General features: G+C 61.0%; 18 protein-coding genes and 1 pseudogene. 10 read left to right on the forward strand and 9 right to left on the reverse strand.

Features of this window, described 5'->3' with window-relative positions:
* Positions 1 to 628: GNAT family N-acetyltransferase (locus PQR54_RS29900; RefSeq protein ID WP_408252061.1), on the reverse strand; the 628-nt coding region annotated here is incomplete at its 3' end.
* 148 nt (positions 629 to 776) lie between these two features.
* Here PQR54_RS29900 and PQR54_RS29905 point away from each other — a divergent pair.
* Entirely contained in the window at positions 777 to 1,739 is a 963-nt protein-coding gene (locus PQR54_RS29905; RefSeq protein ID WP_408252063.1) for a GlxA family transcriptional regulator, read from the forward strand.
* On the opposite strand, the gene PQR54_RS29910 is transcribed toward PQR54_RS29905, so the two are convergent.
* Together PQR54_RS29910 and PQR54_RS29915 are read right to left on the reverse strand one after the other, a co-directional pair.
* Positions 1,736 to 3,271: an FAD-dependent monooxygenase gene (locus PQR54_RS29910; protein WP_408252065.1), complete on the reverse strand. Its 1,536-nt coding sequence runs from the start codon at positions 3,269 to 3,271 to the stop codon at positions 1,736 to 1,738. The two genes, PQR54_RS29905 and PQR54_RS29910, sit on opposite strands and share 4 nt — an antisense overlap.
* Positions 3,268 to 4,182: a LysR substrate-binding domain-containing protein gene (locus PQR54_RS29915; RefSeq protein WP_408252067.1), complete on the reverse strand. Its 915-nt coding sequence runs from the start codon at positions 4,180 to 4,182 to the stop codon at positions 3,268 to 3,270. Before PQR54_RS29915 ends, PQR54_RS29910 begins: the two co-directional genes overlap by 4 nt.
* A gap of 160 nt (positions 4,183 to 4,342) precedes the next feature.
* On the opposite strand from PQR54_RS29915, the gene PQR54_RS29920 reads away from it, so the two are divergent.
* Positions 4,343 to 4,759, forward strand: coding sequence for a MarR family winged helix-turn-helix transcriptional regulator (locus PQR54_RS29920; protein ID WP_408252069.1), 417 nt, complete (start codon positions 4,343 to 4,345; stop codon positions 4,757 to 4,759).
* Positions 4,760 to 4,839: 80 nt separating this feature from the next.
* Entirely contained in the window at positions 4,840 to 4,977 is a 138-nt protein-coding gene (locus PQR54_RS29925) for a hypothetical protein (RefSeq protein ID WP_408252071.1), read from the forward strand.
* 76 nt (positions 4,978 to 5,053) lie between these two features.
* On the opposite strand, the pseudogene PQR54_RS29930 reads toward PQR54_RS29925, so the two are convergent.
* Positions 5,054 to 5,239: pseudogene (locus PQR54_RS29930) on the reverse strand (LysR family transcriptional regulator); the annotation flags it as partial.
* Between the two features lie 119 nt (positions 5,240 to 5,358).
* On the opposite strand from PQR54_RS29930, the gene yghU reads away from it, so the two are divergent.
* The 4 genes from yghU to PQR54_RS29950 all read left to right on the forward strand — a co-directional run bounded on the left by yghU (position 5,359) and on the right by PQR54_RS29950 (position 12,684).
* The gene (gene yghU / locus PQR54_RS29935) at positions 5,359 to 6,234 is read left to right on the forward strand and encodes a glutathione-dependent disulfide-bond oxidoreductase (RefSeq protein ID WP_408252073.1); all 876 of its coding nucleotides are present in this window, start codon (positions 5,359 to 5,361) and stop codon (positions 6,232 to 6,234) included.
* 601 nt (positions 6,235 to 6,835) lie between these two features.
* Positions 6,836 to 10,027, forward strand: coding sequence for an efflux RND transporter permease subunit (locus tag PQR54_RS29940; protein ID WP_408252075.1), 3,192 nt, complete (start codon positions 6,836 to 6,838; stop codon positions 10,025 to 10,027).
* Positions 10,017 to 11,219 carry an efflux RND transporter periplasmic adaptor subunit gene (locus PQR54_RS29945; protein ID WP_408252076.1) on the forward strand — a complete coding sequence of 401 codons (1,203 nt, stop codon included), beginning with the start codon at positions 10,017 to 10,019 and terminating at the stop codon, positions 11,217 to 11,219. The genes PQR54_RS29940 and PQR54_RS29945 overlap by 11 nt, the downstream gene beginning before the upstream one ends.
* A complete protein-coding gene (locus PQR54_RS29950; protein ID WP_408252077.1) occupies positions 11,212 to 12,684 on the forward strand; it encodes an efflux transporter outer membrane subunit in 1,473 nt (490 codons plus the stop codon). The genes PQR54_RS29945 and PQR54_RS29950 overlap by 8 nt, the downstream gene beginning before the upstream one ends.
* A gap of 104 nt (positions 12,685 to 12,788) precedes the next feature.
* Here the strand turns inward: PQR54_RS29950 and PQR54_RS29955 are convergent, their stop codons facing one another.
* Positions 12,789 to 13,430, reverse strand: a complete 642-nt coding sequence (locus PQR54_RS29955) for a glutathione S-transferase family protein (protein WP_408252078.1) — start codon at positions 13,428 to 13,430, stop codon at positions 12,789 to 12,791.
* A gap of 307 nt (positions 13,431 to 13,737) precedes the next feature.
* On the opposite strand from PQR54_RS29955, the gene PQR54_RS29960 reads away from it, so the two are divergent.
* Complete coding sequence (locus tag PQR54_RS29960; protein WP_408252080.1) at positions 13,738 to 14,322, forward strand: DUF308 domain-containing protein; 585 nt, start codon at positions 13,738 to 13,740, stop codon at positions 14,320 to 14,322.
* Between the two features lie 337 nt (positions 14,323 to 14,659).
* Complete coding sequence (locus PQR54_RS29965; RefSeq protein ID WP_012428116.1) at positions 14,660 to 14,863, forward strand: hypothetical protein; 204 nt, start codon at positions 14,660 to 14,662, stop codon at positions 14,861 to 14,863.
* A gap of 102 nt (positions 14,864 to 14,965) precedes the next feature.
* On the opposite strand, the gene PQR54_RS29970 is transcribed toward PQR54_RS29965, so the two are convergent.
* Positions 14,966 to 15,415 carry a YjjA family protein gene (locus tag PQR54_RS29970; protein ID WP_408252082.1) on the reverse strand — a complete coding sequence of 150 codons (450 nt, stop codon included), beginning with the start codon at positions 15,413 to 15,415 and terminating at the stop codon, positions 14,966 to 14,968.
* 177 nt (positions 15,416 to 15,592) lie between these two features.
* On the reverse strand, positions 15,593 to 16,540 hold the full coding sequence (locus PQR54_RS29975) for a pseudouridine-5'-phosphate glycosidase (RefSeq protein ID WP_408252084.1): 948 nt from the start codon (positions 16,538 to 16,540) through the stop codon (positions 15,593 to 15,595).
* 229 nt (positions 16,541 to 16,769) lie between these two features.
* On the opposite strand from PQR54_RS29975, the gene PQR54_RS29980 reads away from it, so the two are divergent.
* On the forward strand, positions 16,770 to 19,514 hold the full coding sequence (locus tag PQR54_RS29980; protein WP_408252086.1) for an MGH1-like glycoside hydrolase domain-containing protein: 2,745 nt from the start codon (positions 16,770 to 16,772) through the stop codon (positions 19,512 to 19,514).
* 141 nt (positions 19,515 to 19,655) lie between these two features.
* Here the strand turns inward: PQR54_RS29980 and PQR54_RS29985 are convergent, their stop codons facing one another.
* Complete coding sequence (locus tag PQR54_RS29985; RefSeq protein ID WP_408252088.1) at positions 19,656 to 19,964, reverse strand: hypothetical protein; 309 nt, start codon at positions 19,962 to 19,964, stop codon at positions 19,656 to 19,658.
* A 283-nt stretch (positions 19,965 to 20,247) separates the two neighbouring features.
* The gene (gene galU, locus PQR54_RS29990) at positions 20,248 to 21,129 is read right to left on the reverse strand and encodes a UTP--glucose-1-phosphate uridylyltransferase GalU (RefSeq protein ID WP_408252090.1); all 882 of its coding nucleotides are present in this window, start codon (positions 21,127 to 21,129) and stop codon (positions 20,248 to 20,250) included.
* Positions 21,130 to 21,188: the final 59 nt, after the last annotated feature.

The following is a 21,188-nucleotide window of genomic DNA, read 5'->3' on the forward strand; positions in this document are numbered from 1 at the left end:
CAATTGCGGAGGTGTTGTTGCTGAACACGTGGAGAAACGGCGTGTCTCCCCGTTGCTCAATTTCTCTTCGCAAGACTTTGATGAGCCGGCCGGCAAGGCCACGTCCCCGATAGTCTTCATCTACGCAAACGGCGCTGATCTCAACGTATCCGTCGACGCGCATCCGTTCGCCCGCCATCGCGATAAGACGCCCCTGTTCGCGAATTCCAATGTAGTTGCCCATTTCCCCCGTTCGCTTGCCGAAAGGCCCAGGCTTGGTCTTCTGGGCGAGGTCGAGCATGTCTTTCGCGTCGGCGTCCCCCAGCCGGATTGCGTCGCGGTCGTCCGCGCTCTCTGCTTTGCCGTGCCGGGCGATCATTTGATGGATCACGCCCGCGTGCGTGATCTGAAGCCCGTCTATCGGACCGACCGTTTCATCGGAGCGCAGGACGGCGGCCTGCTCGTGAGGCAGCAAAAGCTGAAGAAGCGCCTGGTATGCCGCGGGCGTTTCGAATGCCAGAGCGGCGAAGGGCGCCACATCGGAGTGGTATCGACGGGCAAGCGCGTCGCCATATCCGAGGTGCGCCTGCTTCGTTGTGAGGGCCGCCCAGATCGGACGGTCGAGATCAGCTTCTATCGAACCGCTCATGCTTTCTCCTTTGCAAGCGCGACTGTGTGCCAGCGGCTTGATTGAATGGTCAGCCAGCGCTTTAACCTGGCCGTATTGCTGTGCAGTCTAGACGCCCGACAGGCGCGAGACTATAGTCGCAAATGACATTAATGGGGTTATTTGCGACATGAGACTGGTCATCTTCGCGCTGGACGGCCTGTTCGACACGGGGCTCACGGTTCTGTTGGATACCTTTGCGACGGCCAACGAACTGGCCGTGGCCCAAGGCCTCGCCACGGCTCCTTTCGATGTCAGGGTCGTCGGTGTGCGCGAACGCATCCGCACCGCGCATGGCTTGTCGACGGCGGTCGAACCGGCAAGCACCGTTCGCCGTCCGGATTGGGTGGTGGTGCCTGCGCTGAATGTCAGACAGCCGGAGCGCCTGATCGAGGCACTGGCCCGACCAGACGTACGCGAGACGATGGCGTACCTTCGTGCCTGGCATGCCGACGGCGTCGGCGTCGCGGCTGCCTGTATCGGGACTTTCCTGCTGGCCGAAGCCGGGCTACTGGATAATCGTGAGGCGACAACGACCTGGTCGCTCGCACCGTTCTTCCGCCAACGCTATCCGGCTGTCAATCTGGATGATTCACGCATGGTCGTCGCCTCGCAACGCGTGGTGACGGCGGGCTCCGCGATGGGCCATCTCGACCTCGCGCTCTGGTTGCTGCGTCAGGCAAGCCCCGAACTTGCGACGCTGGTTGCCCGCTTCATGCTCATCGACAAGCGTTCGTCCCAGTCCGAATACATCATTCCCGATCACCTCGCTCACGCCGATCCGCTGGTCGCGCGATTCGAGCGATGGGCTCGCGACAATCTTTCGTCGGGGTTTTCGCTTCAGGCGGCGGCTGCTGCGTTGTCAGTCGGACCGCGCACTTTGCAGCGCCGTACCGAGGCCGTGCTCGGTAAGTCGCCGCTGGCCTTCTTCCAGGACTTGCGAATCGAACGCGCGCAGAACCTCGTCTCGATTGGCTACGACCTCGAGAGAATTGCGAGCGAGGTTGGCTACGCCGACTCGGCGACCTTGCGGACTTTGCTGCGCCGGAGGCTCGGCCGCGGGGTGCGGGAACTTCGCGCCGAAATGCGCTAGCGTTCCGGCGACGGTTCGCCGAACCATCGCGACGCGGCGTGAGCAGCCTCCTCATGATCAGGAGAAGCCTCGCCGGCCCAGGCGACGAAACCATCAGGGCGCACCAGCACCGCGCTCAAGCCGAGCCGATCCTTGACGTCACTGCCGACATACGTGATCTGACCACTCCAGCGACTCGCCAGTGCTCGAAACGATGCACGAGCGTCAAAGTCAAGAAATAAGCCTTTTCCCTTCGTGAGAAGCTCGCCGAGTTTGGTCCCGTCGATCAGTTCGAAATCGGGAGCGCTGCGGCCCACCAGCGGGTGGTTGCTGCCGAAATCGTAGCGCAGAGCCGTGCCCCAGACGCGCTCGGCGAAGTAGGTAGCGCCGTCGCGCGTGTCGATGAGATCGCGGATGATGGCTTCGAGCGCGCGCGAACTTCGGCTCGGCCGCATGAGCGCGACCTGGGCGCGCGACCAGTCGAGGACCTGCGCTCCGACCGGATGCCGTTCGCTCGCATAGCTGTCGAGCAGACCGATCGGCGCGTCGCCGCGGGTAGTTGCAGCAAGCTTCCATGCCAGATTCATCGCGTCGCCCAGACCCAGGTTGAGGCCTTGGCCGCCTAAAGGCGAATGAATGTGCGCGGCATCGCCCGCGAGCAGCACCCGCCCTTTGCGGTAGGCTGTTGCATGATAGGCGCGATCGGTCCAGGTGGTGGCAAGCCGGAGGGCCGTCACGGTGACATCGGTGTTGGAGATATGGCGCAACACCGACTGCACATGATCGAGCGTGATCGGTTGGGTTCGATGGAAAGCGCCTGCGTCGAAATCGACCATCGCGATGGTGCCGGGCTTCTGATAGGTGTACATGCCCGTCGGCGTGTAGTGGCGCCCCGGGTCGAGCTTATCCGGATCGGCCATGTCGACTTGAACGGAATAGCCGGTGAACTCGGGATCGGTGCCGACGAACTCAAAGCCGCCGGCCTTGCGCACTGTGCTGCGCCCGCCGTCACAACCGACGAGCCATCGTCCGCGAAACGTTTCGCTACCGGCGCGAACGGTCACGTCTTCTTCCGACTGGTCGAAGCCTTCGACGCCGACGCCCCGTCTTATCTCGACTCCCAACGCGATGGCGCGAGCGGCCAATACGGATTCGAGGTGCTCCATCTCGACGGCCATGCTGGTGGCCGCCGGAGTGGGAAGGCGATACTGCCACTTCGAGGTGTCGACGTTGTCGAGATAGAACTGGATGCCGGCAAAATGGCCGCCCGGGCGGCGTGACTGCTGCATCCAATGTGGGACATTCGACGCGCCGCTACCCGAGTCATCTTTCGCGCGTGGCGGCGCTGCGATCTCGTCCAGCAAACCGCGACGGTAGAAGGCTTCGATAGTGGGCGCCGACAGGCCGCGCAATCCAAACGGAAGCCGCTTGAATGGAGAGCCCGGATCTTCCGATTGCTCCAGCACTAACACCGAGAGCTCTGCGAGGCGCAGCTCACAGGCGAGAAATAGGCCGACGGGTCCACCGCCGGCAATCACGACGTCATGAATCAAAGTGAAATTCCTTTAGGCGCCTTGCCCGTCACCGCGGACTTGTCGCGAAACGACTGGGCCTCTTCACGCAGCCACTTCGTGAAGAGGCCGAGACTTTTTTTACGGCGTGGCGAGGACATCTCCACGAGACGATACAAGAATCCCGGCAGACAAGGGCCCTCGATCCGCCGCAGGCGCCCAGTGCGAAGTTCTTCGTCTATCAGCACGTTGCTGCACATCAACGGCCCGAGGCCACACTCCGCGGCGTAGAGCGCGAGCATTTCCTCGCTGTACCAGGAAATGCGGAAGTCGACCGTTTGATCGTGTTCCACAAGCGCGAGCCACGCGGACCAGTCCGGCGCATTGAGTGCGGGGTTTGCCCAGTTGTAGGCGAGCAATGGGCGTTGACGGAAGTCTTCGATCGTTGGGACGCGATCTTCAGGACAAATACCGCGCTCGGCAACCGCGATATAGCGGTCCTCCAGAATCACCGAATCCCGTTGATCTGTTTCGACGAGACCATACCGGATAACGAGATCGATATCTTCGGCGCCCAGATCGACGGTTTTCTCCGAGCCGTGATTATGCACCGTGATGTCCGGGTGGATCGCATTGAACCGCGACAGCCTCGGCATCAGCCAGCGCTGTGCAAATGCACGGGTAGCCGAGATCTGGATCGAGTCTTCGTCGACGTGACCGCTGACGGCCTCGAACGCCTCAGCGATCTGGTCGAAGTCGTCTCTTACGAGCGGGTAGATCGTCTTGCCCACTGGCGTGAGCGTGACCGCACGGCCCGTTCTTTCAAAGAGTTTGTGGCCGATGCGTGCCTCGAGTTGTCGAATCTGATGGCTCACCGCCGTGATGGTCACTGACAGCTCGGCCGCGGCCGCGGTAAAGCTCTTGCTTCCAAGGATCGCGTGAGTAAAGCACACGCTAGTTTCGCGTTGTCACTTCGGCCTCGATCAGCTTGATGGTTTTGTCGAGGCCATTTTCAGTCGTCATTTTCGCCCCGAGTTCGCGCGCGCTGGCGAAAGAGCGAAACAGCACCAAAACAGGTTGCATAGCTAACTACTCTGGTCTAAGCTATCTCCCATGTTCGATCAATGCCTCTACTTCAATACGTCAGCACTTGCGCGTCGGCTCGAGCGCGAGTGGGCGGAAGCCTTTGAGCCGTTCGATCTCTCGCCATCTCAAGCTTTCATGCTGAGGGCGATCATCGACAGTCCAGGGCTGTTGCAGCGCGAGCTGGCCGATCATTTGTCCATCGCGCGGCCCACCGCAACGCGTGCGCTGGACTTTCTCGAAGCCAAAGACTACGTTGTACGCAGTCGCGCTGGAGGCGACGGCCGGGAGATCGCCATCTTCCCAACCAGCAAGGCGGTCGAGATCAAGCGCGAATTAAATGATGCGAGCGGCAAGGTCACGGCAAAATTGAAAACGCTGTTGGGCCATACGGAATTCAAAGATGCCGTGTCGAAAATCCGGCGCGTTCGTTCGGCACTCGAATGATTTTTTGTGCTAATAGTTGCATAGCTAATTAATCGAGTGTTTGTTTTCGTGCGTTTTTACGCCATTGAGGATCTCTCTCCATGAAACGCATTGCTGTTTTTTCCCTCGCAAGCTGGCTCGCCGCCGCGATTCTTTATCTGGGGCAACACTCGGTCGCGCTGATCGCATTGAGTGGCGTATTGGTGCTGGGCGCGTTTGATTTGATGCGTCCGGACTGAGCTGCCGTGGTCAGATTGCGGCAGTCCCTCCATACATCGCCATGCCGCTTTCGGCCAGCACCTCGGTGAGTGAGCGGCGCAACAGATCGACGGTTTCCAGCGCGACGTCGGCAAGAAACGGCGGCATGCCGATTCTCAGCGCGCCGGCAGGCTCGCTTTCAGGCGACGCCACCGACAACAGATCGTCCACCGCGCGCAGTACGGTGCGGGCGAGCGCATAGACCTCGTTGCCAGCCGCGGTCGGTTTGAGCTGCTTGCTCTGATTGGTGCTTTCAATCGCCCTGTTCGCCGAGGTTTGCTTGCCAGCGGACTTTGCCGCAATTTGTTAATCTCGCTGCAAAAACCTAATCCCGTCATATACGGACGCAAGGAGTTTGCAGCATGAGTGATTCAGCCGATTACACACCGCCGAAAGTCTGGACCTGGAACAAAGATAATGGCGGCCGATTCGCCAACATCAATCGCCCGATTGCGGGGTCTACGCACGACAAGGATCTGCCGATCGGCATTCATCCGCTGCAGCTGTATTCGCTTGCCACGCCCAATGGCGTGAAGGTCACCGTTATGCTCGAAGAGCTGCTCGCTCTCGGTCACGGTGGTGCGGAGTACGATGCCTGGCCGGTCAGGATCGGCGATGGCGAACAGTTCGGCAGTGGCTTCGTAGCGGCGAACCCGAACTCGAAGATTCCCGCGCTAGTGGATCGCAGCGGCACGAAGCCAATCAGAGTGTTCGAGTCCGGCGCGATTCTTCTTTATCTCGCGGAGAAATTCGGAGCGTTTCTACCTGCCGCGACCGACGCTCGCGCCGAGTGCCTGTCGTGGCTGTTCTGGCAAATGGGAAGCGCGCCTTACCTGGGTGGAGGCTTCGGCCATTTCTACGCGTATGCGCCGACCAAAATCCAATACGCGATCGACCGCTTCGCCATGGAAGTGAAACGTCAGCTCGACGTACTCGACAAGCAACTCGCCGCCAACCAGTACGTCGCAGGCAGCGAATACACCATCGCCGATATGGCTATCTGGCCCTGGTACGGCGGCCTTGTGGAAGGCCGGCTCTACGAGGCCGGCGAATTCCTGTCGGTGCAAGACTATAAACACGTCCAGCGCTGGGCGAATTCGATTGGCGAGCGCCCCGCCGTACAACGAGGCCGCAAGGTCAACCGGCTCTTTGGCGAGCTTGCGGATCAACTCCATGAGCGGCACGCCGCGAGCGATTTCGATTTCAATACACAAGACAAGCTTGCTGAGCAGAAGTAACGTTCGCCCGAAATGCGCGCGGACTTACTGCCATTGAAGGTAATCGGCTTTGTCCATTGCGCAAAACGCCAGTAATAGGTTGTCTGCGGCGGGAACGTAAATTATGGTAATTAAAAAAAGATTCGATCCGGCAAGCTTGTTACGGGGGGTTCGGACGCGCATCGGTGACGGTAGTTAATCGAAGAACAACGCCAGATGCGAGTAGAAGCGCGTCCGGCTGGTTTGCGGACCCAGCCGGATCGCGCTAGCGAGAGCATCGGCAGACAAACGAAGCCGCGCGGGGCGCTGCAAGTTTATTTCCGGTTGTGTACATTCCCGCTTTGCCAGGCGTGCGGTTGTCGTTGAGTCCGAAGCGGTATCGGATTTCATTGCGCCTGTCTGGCACCGACGTAAGCAATCTGGAATTTGCGCCGACCGGCGAAAATCTTCTGATCGTGATTTCGTCATATGTGAAGCCGCCGCGTAGCGCGGCTCGCTTGCAGGTGAATTGCGCTTTCATTGCAGCAGTCTTTGGAACAAAGATCATGTGGCGTGTCATTCAGCAACACGTAGCCGGCGACGCAGGCAACCTATCAGCTCAACTCCAAGTCGTGGAGTTCCCATGCTTGCGCTAGTACGTATTGCCCTTCGGCGGCCCTACACGTTCGTCGTCCTCGCGATCCTTATCCTGATCATTGGACCGCTATCCGCGCTCAAAACGCCGACCGACATTTTTCCCGACATTCGCATCCCCGTGATCAGCGTGGTCTGGCAATACACCGGTCTGCCGCCTGACCAGATGGTGGGACGCATCACGTCGCCATTCGAGCGCTCGCTGACCACTACCGTTAACGACATTCAGCACATCGAGGCTGAGTCGGTGAACGGTTTTGGGATCATCAAGATCTTCTTTCAGCCGGGCGTGAACATCAGCAACGCGAACGCGCAGGTTACGGCGGTGGCGCAGACGCAATTGCGCCAATTACCGCCAGGCACCACGCCGCCGCTGATCCTGAACTACAACGCGTCGACGGTGCCGATCATCCAGCTCGCGTTATCGGGTAAAGGACTGTCCGAGCAGAACCTCGGCGACCTCGGGTTGAACCAGTTGCGTCCGGCGCTCGTTACCGTAGCGGGTGCATCGATTCCCTATCCGTTCGGCGGCAAATCGCGTCAGGTGCAGATCGACGTCAATCCGGCCGCGATGCAGGCGCGCGGGCTGTCGGCGCAGGACGTCGCGAACGCGCTCGCCAGTCAGAATCTGCTCACGCCGATCGGCACGGAGAAGATCGGCGATCACGAATACACGCTGCAACTGAACAACGCACCGTCCGCGCTCAAAGCGCTTGGCGATCTGCCGATCAAGGCGGTCAACGGCACTACCGTGTACATCCACGACGTCGCCAATGTGCGCGACGGCAGTCCGCCGCAAACGAATATCGTGCATGTGGACGGCAAACGTTCGGTGCTGATGTCGGTGCTGAAGAACGGTTCGGTGTCGACGCTCGGCATTATCTCGGGCATCAAGCAGCACGTCATCGACGCGAAACCGTCGTTGCCCGACGCGCTGCAGATCGCGCCGATCGGCGATCAGTCGCTGTTCGTGCGCGCGGCGATCAGCGGCGTGGCGCGCGAAGGCGTGATCGCGGCCGCGCTGACGAGCCTGATGATCCTGCTGTTCCTCGGCAGCTGGCGCTCGACAGTCATCATCGCAACCTCGATTCCGCTCGCCATTCTCGGATCGATCGCGGCGTTGTCGGCGCTCGGCGAGACGCTCAACATCATGACGCTCGGCGGTCTCGCGCTCGCGGTGGGGATTCTCGTCGACGATGCGACCGTCACGATCGAGAACATCAACTGGCATCTGGAGCAGGGCAAACAGGTCGAAGAAGCCATTCTCGACGGCGGCGCGCAGATCGTCACGCCGGCGTTCGTCGCGCTGCTGTGTATCTGTATCGTGTTCGTGCCGATGTTTTTCCTCGAAGGCGTGGCGCGTTTTCTGTTCGTGCCGATGGCCGAGGCCGTGATCTTCGCGATGATCTCGTCGTTCATCCTGTCCCGCACGCTCGTGCCGACGATGGCCAAGTACCTGCTGCATCCTCACAATCTGGACGAGGCAGAGCATGAAAAGAAACGCCCCGGACCACTCGGACGCTTCCAGCAGGGCTTCGAGCGGCGCTTCGAAAAAGTCCGCGCCGGCTATCACGGCATTCTCGAAGTGGCGCTGAATCATCGCGCGCCTTTCGTGATCTGTTTCCTTGCTTTCGTGTTGGTGTCGTTCGCGCTGGTGCCTTTGCTCGGGCGCAACTTCTTTCCTTCGGTGGACGCGGGTCAGATTCTGCTTCACGTTCGCGCACCGGTGGGCGTGCGCGTCGAGAAAACCGCGCAGATTTTCTCCGACGTGGAAAATTCGATCCGTCAGATCATCCCGCCCGACGAACTCGGCACGATGGTGGACAACATCGGCTTGCCCGTCAGCGGTATCAATCTCGCGTACAACAACACGGGCACCATCGGCTCGCAGGATGGCGACATCCAGATCGCGCTGAACGAAGATCACCACCCCACCGCGGACTACGTGCGGCAAATGCGCGAGAAGCTGCCGCGGCTCTTCCCCGGCATCACCTTTTCGTTTCCGCCTGCGGACATCATCAGCCAGATCCTGAACTTCGGCTCGCCCGCGCCCGTCGACCTGCAGGTGCGCGGCAACAATCTGCCCGGCAACTTCGTGTACGCGAACCGCCTGTTGCGCGAGATACGCCAGATCCCAGGCGTGGTCGACGCGCGCATCCAGCAGGCGCAGAATTCGCCGACCTTCAACGTCGACGTGGATCGAACCCGCGCGCAATTGCTCGGCATCAACGAGCGAGACGTGACGAACAGTCTGGTGGTGAACCTCGCCGGTTCGAGCCAGGTCGCGCCGACGTTCTGGCTGAACAACGCGAATGGCGTGTCGTATCCGATCGTGATGCAGACGCCGCAATACAGTCTCGATTCACTCGCATCGCTGCAGAACCTGCCTATCACGTCCAGTTTGCAGAACAGCGGGCAGATCCTCGGCGGCCTTGCGACTGTCGAGCGCAGCAACACGAACGCGGTCGTCAGTCAGTACAACATCCAGCCAATGGTCGAGATTTTCGCGACCACTCAGGACCGCGACCTCGGCGCGGTTGCGGCCGACATTCAACGCGTGGTGCAGAACAACGCGGGCACGCTGCCGAAAGGCTCCACGGTTGCGTTGCTCGGTCAGGTCCAGACCATGAACAGCGCGTTCGCCGGTATGCTGTTCGGCCTGCTCGGCGCGGTCGTGCTGATCTATCTGGTCGTGGTCGTCAACTTCCAGTCCTGGGCCGATCCGTTCGTGATCGTGATGGCGTTGCCCGCGGCGCTTGCCGGCATCGTCTGGATGCTGTTCGCCACGCATACCACGCTCTCGGTTCCTGCATTGACCGGGGCGATCATGTGCATGGGCGTGGCGACCGCCAATTCCATTCTGGTGGTCAGTTTCTGCCGCGAGCGGCTCGCCGAGCACGGCGATCCGATGAAGGCCGCGCTCGAAGCCGGCTTTACCCGTTTCCGTCCAGTGCTGATGACCGCTCTGTCGATGATCATCGGCATGGCGCCGATGGCGCTCGCGCTGGGCGAGGGCGGCGAACAGAACGCACCGCTTGGCCGCGCCGTGATCGGCGGCCTGATTTTTGCCACCACCGCGTCGCTGCTTCTGGTCCCGGTGATTTTCTGCATCATCCACTCGCGCCCTGGCCGCGCCATTGCCCCGACACCCGCTACGGGAGGTCCCGCTCATGTCGTCTGAACCTGTTGTCGTCAACCCGCCGGCGCCGCGGCGCCGGCTCGTCGCCATCGGCGTGACCGGCATCGTCATCGCAGTCATTGTGGTCGCCGCCGGCGTGACATTGCGCGTCGTCGATGCCCGCAACCTGAAGTCGTGGACCAGCGCGCAAACGGTCCCGACGGTCAACGTGATTCATCCTGTGAGCGCCGCGAACGGACCGACGCTCGATCTGCCTTCGCACCTCGAAGCGTATTCACGCGCGCCGATTTTCGCGCGCGTGAGCGGCTACCTGAAGTCGTGGAGTGCGGAGATCGGCACACCGGTGAAGGCCGGGCAATTGCTCGCGGTGATCGAGTCGCCCGAACTCGATCAGCAGTTGCTGCAGGCTCGTGCGGACCTCGCGAGCGCGCAGGCCAATGCGGCGCTGGCGGGAACCACCGCGAAGCGCTGGCAGGCATTGCTCGGCACCGACTCGGTCGCGCAGCAGGAAGTCGACGAACGTACGGGCGACTACACCGCCAAGAAAGCGGCCGTGGCGGCCGCGCAGGCCAACGTCGACCGGCTCGTCGCCACCAAGGGTTTCGAGCGCATCGTCGCGCCCTTCGATGGCGTCGTGACTGCCCGCGACACCGACGTGGGCGCGCTCATCAATGCGGGCAGCGGAGGCGTCGGTCAGGAACTCTTCGTGGTCTCCGATGTGAAGCGTCTTCGCGTGTACGTGCAAGTGCCGCAGGCTTACGCACCGGATGTGCGCAGCGGCACGACCGCGACATTGACCGTGCCGGAATATCGGGGGCAGCATTTCACCGCCCGTGTGGTCGCCGCGGCGGATTCGGTCAACGTGGCGTCGGGAACGACGCTGGTGCAGCTATTGGTCGATAACGCGGATGGCAAGCTGCTGCCAGGCGGCTTTGCGAGTCTGCAATTCAAACTGCCCGTTCAGCAGAATGCCGTGCGGGTTCCGGCCAGCGCGCTCGTCTTCGACGCTCACGGCTTGCGGGTCGCGACGCTCGGCGCGAATGGCCTGGTCGCGTTCAAGACGGTGACGATCAACCGCGATTTCGGCGACTCGGTCGAGATCGGCTCGGGACTCGCCGCAACGGACCGCGTGATCGATACGCCACCCGACGGTCTCGCCGAAGGTGATCGCGTGCAGGTCGCCACAGCGGCTCAAAGCCCCGGCGCCGCCAGCAAGGGGGGCGCCAATGGCTAAGCTGGCGGTGCTCAGGATTCCGATGCTTCTTGCCGGCGTTGGCGCGCTCGCGGCGTGCTCGCTTGCGCCGGACTACCACGTGCCGCCGACGCCGGTCGCGGCGCAATACCGCACGCTCGGACCGTGGGTGAGCGCGCAGCCTGCGGATCAACTGAGCCGCACCGGCTGGTGGAAGATTTATAACGACCCGCAACTCGACGACCTCGAACAGCGGCTGCTTGCGAACAACACGGATCTCGCAGCGGCCTACGCGCATTACCGGCAGGCCAAGGCTTTCGTCGACCAGGTGTCGGCCGGCCTGTACCCGAAAGTCACTGCAAGCGCGGTCCCGCAGCGCGACCGTCAGTCGGATACGCGGCCGTTGCGCGCTGGTGGTCCTGACGATTACAACTCGGCCACGCTCAGCGGCGAGATCGATTACGACCTCGATCTGTGGGGACGGGTACGCGATTCCGTGGTGGCCGGTAAGGACGAAGCGCAGGCCACCCAGGCCGACCTGGCCTCCGTGCAACTCAGCCTGCAGGTTCAACTCGCCGATAGTTTCATGCGTCTGCGCGGGCTCGATCAGCAGACCCAGCTATTGACCGACACCGTCGCGGCCTACGCGCGCGCGCTCGAACTGACGCAGACGCTGCATGGCGGCGGGATCGTGTCGGGTCTCGATGTATCGCGCGCGAAGACGCAGTTGTCTTCGGCGAAATCGCAGTTATCGCAGAACCTCGCGCAGCGCGCGTTGATCGAGCATGCGATCGCCGAATTGACCGGCGCGTCCGCATCAGAATTCAGCCTGCCGCAGAAAACCGCGCCGATTGCGTTGCCGGTTATTCCCGTCGATTTGCCGTCCACGCTGTTGCAACGGCGTCCCGACATCGCCGCGGCGGAGCGTCGCGTGGCCGAAGCGAACGCGAAAATCGGCGTGGCGCGCGCGGCCTATTTCCCGTCGATCACGCTGAGCTTGCAAGGCGGCGTCCAGAGTTCGGTGTATGCCGGGCTGGTCAGCGCGCCGAACATTTTCTGGGCGATCGGTCCGCAACTGGTTCAATACGTCTTTGACGGCGGCCTGCGCCGTGCGCAACTCGATTCCGCGAAGGCGGCAACCGATGAAGCAGGCGCGCGCTATCGTGGCGTCGTGTTGTCGGCGTTCCAGCAGATCGAGGACAATCTTTCGCTGCTGCAGGATCTCAGCACCGCGCTCGAACAGCAGCGTGACGCCGTCGATTCAGCGCAAAACTCGGTCGATCTGGCGCTGAACCGATATCGCCAGGGAGCGGTTGGCTATCTCGAGGTAGTCCAGGCTCAGACCGCAGCGCTCGATGCGCAGCGCGGCGTCCTCGATATTCAGACGCGGTTACTGAGCGCGAATGTGCAACTCGTCAAGGCGCTTGGCGGCGGCTGGTCGAGCGAAGAACTCGCTAGCGCCGCGCAGGCGCCCGCGCTAGTCGCTGTCAGCGGTGTCAAAGGGTGATGTTCGCCCGGTGCGGTGCGCGGTGCGAGTCCGCCACAAATGCACGTCTGGTTTAGCGTTGTTGCGGCACTGTAGCGGCGACGGCGGCGGCCGCGGCCGCGAAGTCATGTCAGCATCGGCGTCAGGTCGGGATCGCCTTTAGCCATCGCCCGCTGATACCCGGCCCGTCCGCCGATCCGCTGAAGATACGCCAGTATGTTCGGATAAGGCTTGAGATCGACGGGATGAAACAGGCGCATCGTAGTCAGCGAAAAGACGCTCATGATGTCTGCCGCGGTGAACGCGTTTCCAGCGAGATAGTCATTCTGTGCAAGCCGCGCTTCGATCAGAGCGAGCACCTTGTCGAGGCGTCCCTGCACTGACGTTAGAATCGGATGGTCCGGTGCCAGGCCGCAGCGCCCAATGAACATCGATCGGCCCATTACCGGCTGAAGATTGCCATTGGCGAAATGAAACCAGTAGAGATAGGAAGCGAAATCGGGATGCTCGGGCCCATGCTGCAGACGCCCGTGACCATATCGAGCAAGGATGAATTCGACAATCGCTGCCGACTCGGCAAGCAAGATTCCGTTGTCCTCGATAAGCGGTGCCGCGCCGAGTGGATGCAGCGCCTTGAGCTCCGGCGGCGACAACTGTGTGACCGGATCGCGCGTGTATTTTTCGAGTTCATAGGGAATCTCGAGTTCTTCACAAAGCCAAACGATCCGTTCCGATTGTGAGTGACCGAGGTGATGGATTTTCAGCATGAAGCTTTCCTTGTGAGAAGGGCGGCAAGTGATCCTTGGCGACAGTTTACCGAGTATATATTTGCCCGACCTCGAATCGAGCGCGTTTTCCATCCCTGCGCTGGGGCGTTGCAGACAAATAGGAATGACCGAAGCATCCGGATGAAATCCCGCTGGGGAACACGGTCGCCGAGCCTTGCGACGATTCGGAGCCGATGGAGCACGTCGAGGTCGCCGCGCGCCTATCGGTCGTTTGACCGATGCCTTAAAGACAGGCCGAATGCCATGATCTCTATCAACACAGGATTCTTGTTTTGAAGGAGTTCCAATGGCTGATCATCTTTCGGATGTCACCCGCCTTCAGGGTGAGCGGTGGCTCAAACACTATTATTTTATCCGTGCCACATTTTCTGTCGTGTGGGTCGCGCTCGCGTTCGCCATCGGGCAGCATGTCACGGCGATCGGAGCAGCACTGCTCATCGTCTATCCCGTATGGGATGCGCTGGCCAATTACGTCGACATGTCGCGTAGCGGCGGGATGCGCGAAAACCTTACTCAGGCATTCAATGTCTTCGCTAGCGCGGCGATAGCGATTGCGGTGATCGTGGTTTTGAGCGTCAACCCAAGCCTGGTCCTCGATGTATTCGGAGTCTGGGCCGTTCTCTCCGGATTGCTTCAGCTCGGCACCGCCGTCCGCCGCTGGAAGCGCTTCGGTGCGCAATGGGCAATGATTTTGAGCGGCGGCCAATCGGCGCTGGCGGGCGCGTTTTTTATCGCGCAGGTCCATGCATCAGTGCCTCCGGCGATTGTTAAAGTGGCCGGCTACGCAGGTGTCGGCGCGATCTATTTTCTTGTCTCCGCGTTGTGGCTATCGGCCGGCCAACTGCGGCGCAAGTTTGCATCGACGCATTAAATCGCTAGAGCCTGTTCGCCCGCGATCGGCCGGCAGTCCCGCACCGGGTGCCGCGTTCAGTATCGCGTCGAGCAAACCAGGAAACCGCTGCTCGAGATCGGCCTCGCGCAGCCGGGGCTCGGCCGCGCCGTGCCGCCCAGGCGCGTCGACACCACGCCGGCGAGTCGCAACTGCGTCATGTGGTGCGACACCGTTGACACTTTGACCGGCAATTCAAGTCCCGAACTCATGGAACGAGCTGGCGTCACGCTAGCTTCGTCGATCGATTCTGTTTCTGTATAATTGCGAATGATTCTCAATTGCGTATAAACTGCTGGTTTCGCTGTTGCCCTGAACTATGAAAACCTTTCTGCGTAACGATCTGATTGAGCGCTTCGGTTATGGCATGGCCGTCTATATCACGGCCAAGGCTTCCGCGATGCAGCGAAGCATCGATGCCATCAACGCCGAACGGACGGCGGCCGGCGGCCGCCTGCTGAAGAACGCGAGTATCGAGGAGGTAGTCGGCGTGTTACGCAGGAAAGGTAAGCTGCCAGCCTGAAGTTCGAGCGCGGTGTCACACGCGAACTCGTTGTCGTTTGCCGCTTGCTACGCGAACCGAGTCGGTCGCCACCTTCTTCAGGTGGCGTGCGCCATCACTTGCTCAAAGCAAAGATTTCCCTTGGGCCAGAATCTTGTCGCAGACCTGTTTCGTGATCTGCTCCTTCAGACCGCCGCCACTCAGGTCCACCTGCTTACCGTCGCCGCTGTTCAGGATGCCTTTGGCGCCGTCGGTGTATCCGCTGTCGCTCGACGATGAACCGCCCGGCAGTTTGCTCATGAGCCCATCTTTGACCGACGACGCGCCGCCGCCGAGATAGTTGTTCTTGATACAAAATTCAAGCACGCCCGCGACGTTGCCCGTGCTGCCGGACGTTAGCGATTGCAACGACAACCCACTGCCTAAACCGCCCAGGCTGCCGAATCCACCAGCGGCCGCGCCGTTTCCATTCTGATTGAGAAGGTTGCCGAGTTGCGCGTGGGCGGTTGGTAAATAGAGCAATGCAGCGACCAGGAGCCCGTTGGCCCAGGTGCGACGGTTGCATGCGATCATGGAAGGCCTCTTGCCGCGGAGTGAAGGAAGTCTTCACTATAGTGCCTTACGGACTTAAACAAAGGACGAGGTCATCGACAATGTGAACAGGTGGCCGTGCCCGCTATCACGGGTGAAGGCCTTCGCGCGGTGAGAACACAGGCTCCTATCGGCGCAGAGAAGCCGACGTCCACGCGGCTACGCGGCGCCGGCCCCGCGCCCTGCATGCGCCAACGCCAGCGCCAATCTCGCCCCGACCTCGGCATTGTGTTTGATGAGCGCAATGTTCGTCGCCAGGCTGCGTCCACTCGTCAATGCCTTGATGCGAGCCAGCAGGAAGGGCGTCACGGCCTTACCGGTGATACCTTTCACCGTGGCCTCGGCGAGCGCCTGCTGGGTCAGCGCGTCGATCTCCTCGGACTTCATCGCTGCCGCTTCCGGCACCGGCGTGCTCAATACCACCCCGCCCACGAGACCCAAGTCCCACTTGGTCCGGATGAAGCGTGCCTGCTGCGCCGCATCGTCCAGCCTGAAGTCCGCGCGAAAACCGCTGTCGCGCGTGTAAAACGCGGCGAAATTGTCCTGCTCGCAACTGAGCACCGGCACGCCGTGCGTTTCCAGGTATTCCAGCGTGAGTCCGATGTCCAGAATGGACTTCGCACCCGCACAGACCACCGCCACGGAAGTCTTCGCCAGTTCCTGCAGGTCGGCCGAAATGTCGAAGGTTTCCGGCGCACCCCGGTGCACGCCGCCAATACCTCCGGTCACGAAGACCTCGATGCCGGCCAGGGCTGCGCATATCATCGTGCCGGCCACTGTCGTGGCGCCGAGCCCGCCGCCGGCCAGCACGGCTGGCAGGTCGCGGCGGCTGACCTTGTGGACCTGGTCCGAGCGCCCGAGCAGTTCCAGTTCGTCGTTCGAAAGGCCGATGCGGATTCGCCCGTCGATCAATGCGATAGTCGCGGGCTCGGCGCCCAGGCCGCGGATCACGGCCTCCACTTCGCGCGCAGTGCGAACGTTCTCCGGATAGGGCATGCCGTGAGCGATGATGGTCGACTCCAGCGCCACGAGCGGGCGGCCGGCGGCTTGCGCAGCGGCCACGGGTGCGCTGAAACTCAGCCATGAGTGAGCAAGATCCGTAATCATCACGATGTTCCCGGCGGTATATTTCGTTCAAGTATGCAACAGGAGGCGGCTCAAGGGTTCACTCGTTGCGGTGCGATGGCGCTTATCATTAGAGAAGCGTCTGGCCGCCTTTACTGGGAGCGTTGTTAAAGCAGGGTTGCGTGCCGTGCACACGGTACTCCTGATAAAAAAGGACAGACGGTTAATCTACTGAACGTGTTGGATGGTCAATGTCGGGTCGGGAGGTTCCATGACACCGCTACGCGCAATCAATCTGCTTCAGTCGACGGAAGGTGCCCGGCTCCATGGTCCTGAGCTAGACCGCTGGCGCCGCTGGGGGCCTTATCTGAGCGAGCGGCAATGGGGCACTGTTCGCGAAGACTACAGCGAATACGGCACCGCATGGGACTACTTTCCGCACGATCATGCGCGCAGCCGCATGTACCGCTGGGGCGAGGACGGCATTGCCGGATTCGGCAACGACCCGCTCGACTGGTGCGTATCGCTTGCGCTCTGGAACGGGCACGATCCGATCATCAAGGAACGGCTCTTCGGTTTGGCGAACGAGCAAGGCAATCACGGCGAGGACGTGAAGGAGCTTTACTTCTATCTTGACGGCACGCCGACGCATTCGTACATGAAGATGCTGTACAAGTATCCTCACGACGCGTACCCGTACCAGGACCTCATCGACGAAAATCTGCGGCGCGGCGCGGAACAGCCCGAATATGAAATCCTCGATACGGGCGTGTTCGACGATAACCGCTACTTCGACGTTTGCGTCGAGTACGCGAAGCACACGCCCGACGATATCGTGATGCGGGTGACCGTCGAAAACCGCGCGGATCAGCGCGCGACGCTTCATCTGTTGCCGCAATTCTGGGCGCGCAACAGATGGGCCTGGTCGGGCAAGCCCGGTAAGCCGTCGCTTACGCTGGAGTCGAATACAGAGGATGGCGCGCGCGTCATCGCGCGCCATCCCGCGCACGCCACGATGATCGTCACGGCGTCGGCGCAACAGCCGATCGAGTGGCTCTTCTGCGAAAACGAAACGAATGTGCGCCGTATTTTCGGCGTCGATGGAGCCGGGCCGTTCAAGGACGGCTTCAATGACTACCTCGTTGACGGCGACGAAGAGGCCATCCGGCGCGACAAGGGCACGCGTGCCGCCGCGCATGTGAGCATGCTGTTCGCGCCTCATGAGCGCTCGGTGCTGTATCTGCGCTGGCGTCCCGAAGCGGCTGCGGATGCCGCGCCTCTCGACATGCAAGCGCTCTTCACGCGCCGGCAAGCGGAAGCCGACGAATTCTACGCGGCGCTTCAGCACGACATTGACGACGCCGATGCGCGGCTCGTGCAGCGTCAGGCGCTCGCCGGCATGCTGTGGTCGAAGCAGTACTACCAGTTCGACGTGACGCGCTGGCACGACGGCGACCCCGGCCAACCGACGCCACCGAGAGCTCGCAGGAATGGCCGCAACGCGGACTGGCGGCACATGTGCAATGGCGACATCGTGTCGATGCCGGATAAGTGGGAGTACCCGTGGTACGCGTCGTGGGATCTTGCATTTCATGCGGTCGCGTTCGCCATGATCGATCCCGACTTTGCGAAGAAGCAATTGCTGCTGCTCGTGAAGGAACGCTATATGCATCCGAACGGGCAATTGCCCGCCTACGAGTGGGCGTTCGGCGATGCCAATCCGCCGGTTCATGCGTGGGCTACATGGCGTGTGTATGAACTCGACCGCGAGGTGACGGGCGTTGGCGATCACGAGTTTCTTGAAGTCATGTTTCACAAGCTCCTGCTCAATTTCTCGTGGTGGGTCAACCGCAAGGACGCCGACGATCGCAACATCTTTCAGGGCGGCTTTCTTGGGCTCGACAACGTGGGCATCTTCGACCGGTCTTCACCGCTGCCCACCGGAGGCCGCATCGATCAGGCCGATGGCACGGCATGGATGGCCTCGTACGCGCTCGACCTGATGCAGATCGGCCTCGAACTGGCAATGACGAACAGCGCGTATGTTGAAATTGCAGTGAAGTTCTTCGAGCACTTTCTGTATATCGCGGAAGCGGTCAGTTGCAGCGAAGGGTGCAAAACGGGGTTATGGGACGGACAAGACGAATTCTTCTACGACGTACTCCACCTTCCGAACGGTGCCCGTGTGCCGATGCGCATTCGTTCGATCGTCGGGCTGATTCCGCTGTTCGCCGTTCACGTGCTCGAAGATCGCGTGTATGGCCATCTGCCGGGATTGCGCGAACGGCTGGCCTGGTTTCTCGATCATCGGCCGAATCTGGCCAAGCTGGTGTCGCGCTGGACCGAGCCGGGCAAGGGCAATACCACGCTGCTGTCGCTGTTGCGCGGACACCGGATGAAAACGCTGCTGCGCCGCGCGCTCGATGAAAACGAGTTTCTCTCCGAGCATGGCGTGCGGGCGCTGTCGCTCGTGCATCGCGATACACCTTATGTCTTCGACCATGACGGCGTGAAAGTCTGCATTCAATACCAGCCGGCCGAATCGGACTCGCGTGTTTTCGGCGGCAATTCGAACTGGCGCGGGCCGGTCTGGATACCCGTCAACTACCTGCTGATCGAATCGCTGTATGAGTTCCATCGCTACTACGGCGAGGAGTTTCGCGTCGACTATCCGACCGGGTCGGGAAACAGTTTTTCGCTGAGCGAGATTGCCGACGACCTTGCGCGGCGGGTCACCACACTCTTTCTCAAGAATGCACAAGGAGTGCGGCCCGTGATGGCGGCTTATCCGATGCTGCAAGCCGACCCGCGTTCGCAGGATCTCATCCTGTTTCACGAGTACTTTCACGGTGACAACGGACGCGGCGTCGGCGCTTCGCACCAGACCGGCTGGAGCGGGCTCGTCGCGCTGCTGCTTCAGCCGCGCATGATGAAGCTGTCGCATGTTGCGGCCGATGTTGCGTCGGCTGATGAGGCAGTGGGCGTGAAAATATCAGGCATGACTGCGGCGACGTAGCCGGTTCGGAAAGGCCGAAGTCTGATCGCGTTCATCGGCTTCTATTTCAGAGCGCACGGCGAAGAATGCACGGTCGGGATCGACAATCAGATTGATCGCGACTCATCTAAAACCCACGAGGGCTTGAAACGTGAGGGGTGACTATTCGTAGCCGAGCTTGTGACTCACAATGGGCACGAAAAAGAGTGCAATAGCCGAGCCCGCCGCCTTACCTTCGAGTTCCGCGGCCGCAGCCGCGGCCCGCATTCCATACGAATGCACGAACAGATCAAATAACTGGGGTAGGCAGTAAAGTACTGCAATCGCAATGCAATAAGATTGCACGACGGATATGCGCCAGCCCTTCTCGGCGGCGACAGCAGCGGAAACAATGCGCAGAATGGCGAACAATACGAGCGCGCCCACGGCTGCCTGTTCGCGAACCAGATACTCTGGAATAAACTCGCCCATGACTTCCTGTGCACCCGCTACGTTAAACCGCCTTAGATTGAAAATCGTCCGTTCGAACTTTGCGGTCGAATGGTCGACTGCCTTGGGGCAATCGTTCTTCGACGTCGAGGGACGAGCCGACAGGTTTTGATATTACCGACGCCACGCTGGCGGCACGAAGGCGCGGCTGAATGAACCATAGTCTTGGCCGATATCGTCAAGATTCACCGGCCGTCGGCAATGCCCATTCGTTTTGTCGCAAAACTTGCGCTCGTGTTGGCCGTATCCGCGACAGGTCGGTCTGTCAACACGCGGGCATTGGCGAGCGCGCAAGCAGGTACTCTTCAAAATCGGCGGCCACTTCCGGGTGACGTAGCGCAAACTCGACGGTCGCCTTCAGATAACCCAGCTTGCTGCCGCAGTCGAAACGCGTGCCGTGATACTTGTACGCCAGCACCTGTTCGTCGGCGAGCAGCGACTGAATCGCGTCCGTCAACTGCAATTCGCCGCCTGCGCCCGGCTTCAACGCACGCAGATGTTCGAAGATGCGCGGCTTGAGCACATAGCGGCCCACCACGCCGAGATTCGACGGCGCCACGCTCGGCTCCGGCTTCTCGACAATGCCCGACATCTTGACGATCGACTCTTCCCAGTTCTTACCGTCGACAATTCCGTACGACCTGGTCTCCTGAGCGGGAATCTCTTCGACGCCGATCACCGAGCTGTGATAGTGGTCGAACACCTCGATCATCTGCGTCATGACGGGCGGCGTGCCGTACAGCAAGTCGTCCGCGAGAATGACGGCGAACGGGTTGTCGCCCACCAGCTTTTCGGCGCACATCACCGCATGGCCCAAGCCCAGCGCTTCCGGCTGACGCACGTAGAAACAGTCCACATGGCTCGGCTTGATGCTGCGCACGAGCTCCAGCAGCTTGTCCTTGCCGCGTGCCTCGAGTTCGGCCTCGACCTCGTATGACTTATCGAAGTGGTCCTCGATTGCGCGCTTGCTACGGCCTGTCACAAAGATCATTTCGGTGATGCCGGCTGCCATTGCCTCTTCGACCGCGTACTGGATCAGCGGCTTGTCGACAATCGGCAGCATCTCTTTTGGGCTCGCCTTCGTGGCGGGAAGGAACCGGGTGCCGAGACCCGCCACCGGAAATATGGCCTTGGTAACTTTGAGCATGAGTTGTCCGGGGTGTTCGCGATACAGACGTTAGAGAGTAGCCTGCTTTCTAAAGAGAC

This window comes from Paraburkholderia phytofirmans (assembly GCF_046028095.1).
Lineage (GTDB): Bacteria > Pseudomonadota > Gammaproteobacteria > Burkholderiales > Burkholderiaceae > Paraburkholderia > Paraburkholderia phytofirmans_A.

Excerpts from the sequence above, each read along its gene's own strand:
- PQR54_RS29970 (WP_408252082.1), bottom strand. The coding sequence starts at position 15,415 with ATGATCGCATGCAACCGTCGCACCTGGGCCAACGGGCTCCTGGTCGCT.
- PQR54_RS29945 (WP_408252076.1), top strand. The coding sequence starts at position 10,017 with ATGTCGTCTGAACCTGTTGTCGTCAACCCGCCGGCGCCGCGGCGCCGG.
- PQR54_RS29960 (WP_408252080.1), top strand. The coding sequence starts at position 13,738 with ATGGCTGATCATCTTTCGGATGTCACCCGCCTTCAGGGTGAGCGGTGG.
- PQR54_RS29985 (WP_408252088.1), bottom strand. The coding sequence starts at position 19,964 with ATGGGCGAGTTTATTCCAGAGTATCTGGTTCGCGAACAGGCAGCCGTG.
- PQR54_RS29925 (WP_408252071.1), top strand. The coding sequence starts at position 4,840 with ATGAAACGCATTGCTGTTTTTTCCCTCGCAAGCTGGCTCGCCGCCGCG.
- PQR54_RS29920 (WP_408252069.1), top strand. The coding sequence starts at position 4,343 with ATGTTCGATCAATGCCTCTACTTCAATACGTCAGCACTTGCGCGTCGG.
- PQR54_RS29940 (WP_408252075.1), top strand. The coding sequence starts at position 6,836 with ATGCTTGCGCTAGTACGTATTGCCCTTCGGCGGCCCTACACGTTCGTC.
- galU (WP_408252090.1), bottom strand. The coding sequence starts at position 21,129 with ATGCTCAAAGTTACCAAGGCCATATTTCCGGTGGCGGGTCTCGGCACC.
- PQR54_RS29965 (WP_012428116.1), top strand. The coding sequence starts at position 14,660 with ATGAAAACCTTTCTGCGTAACGATCTGATTGAGCGCTTCGGTTATGGC.
- PQR54_RS29950 (WP_408252077.1), top strand. The coding sequence starts at position 11,212 with ATGGCTAAGCTGGCGGTGCTCAGGATTCCGATGCTTCTTGCCGGCGTT.
- PQR54_RS29905 (WP_408252063.1), top strand. The coding sequence starts at position 777 with ATGAGACTGGTCATCTTCGCGCTGGACGGCCTGTTCGACACGGGGCTC.
- yghU (WP_408252073.1), top strand. The coding sequence starts at position 5,359 with ATGAGTGATTCAGCCGATTACACACCGCCGAAAGTCTGGACCTGGAAC.
- PQR54_RS29975 (WP_408252084.1), bottom strand. The coding sequence starts at position 16,540 with ATGATTACGGATCTTGCTCACTCATGGCTGAGTTTCAGCGCACCCGTG.
- PQR54_RS29980 (WP_408252086.1), top strand. The coding sequence starts at position 16,770 with ATGACACCGCTACGCGCAATCAATCTGCTTCAGTCGACGGAAGGTGCC.
- PQR54_RS29955 (WP_408252078.1), bottom strand. The coding sequence starts at position 13,430 with ATGCTGAAAATCCATCACCTCGGTCACTCACAATCGGAACGGATCGTT.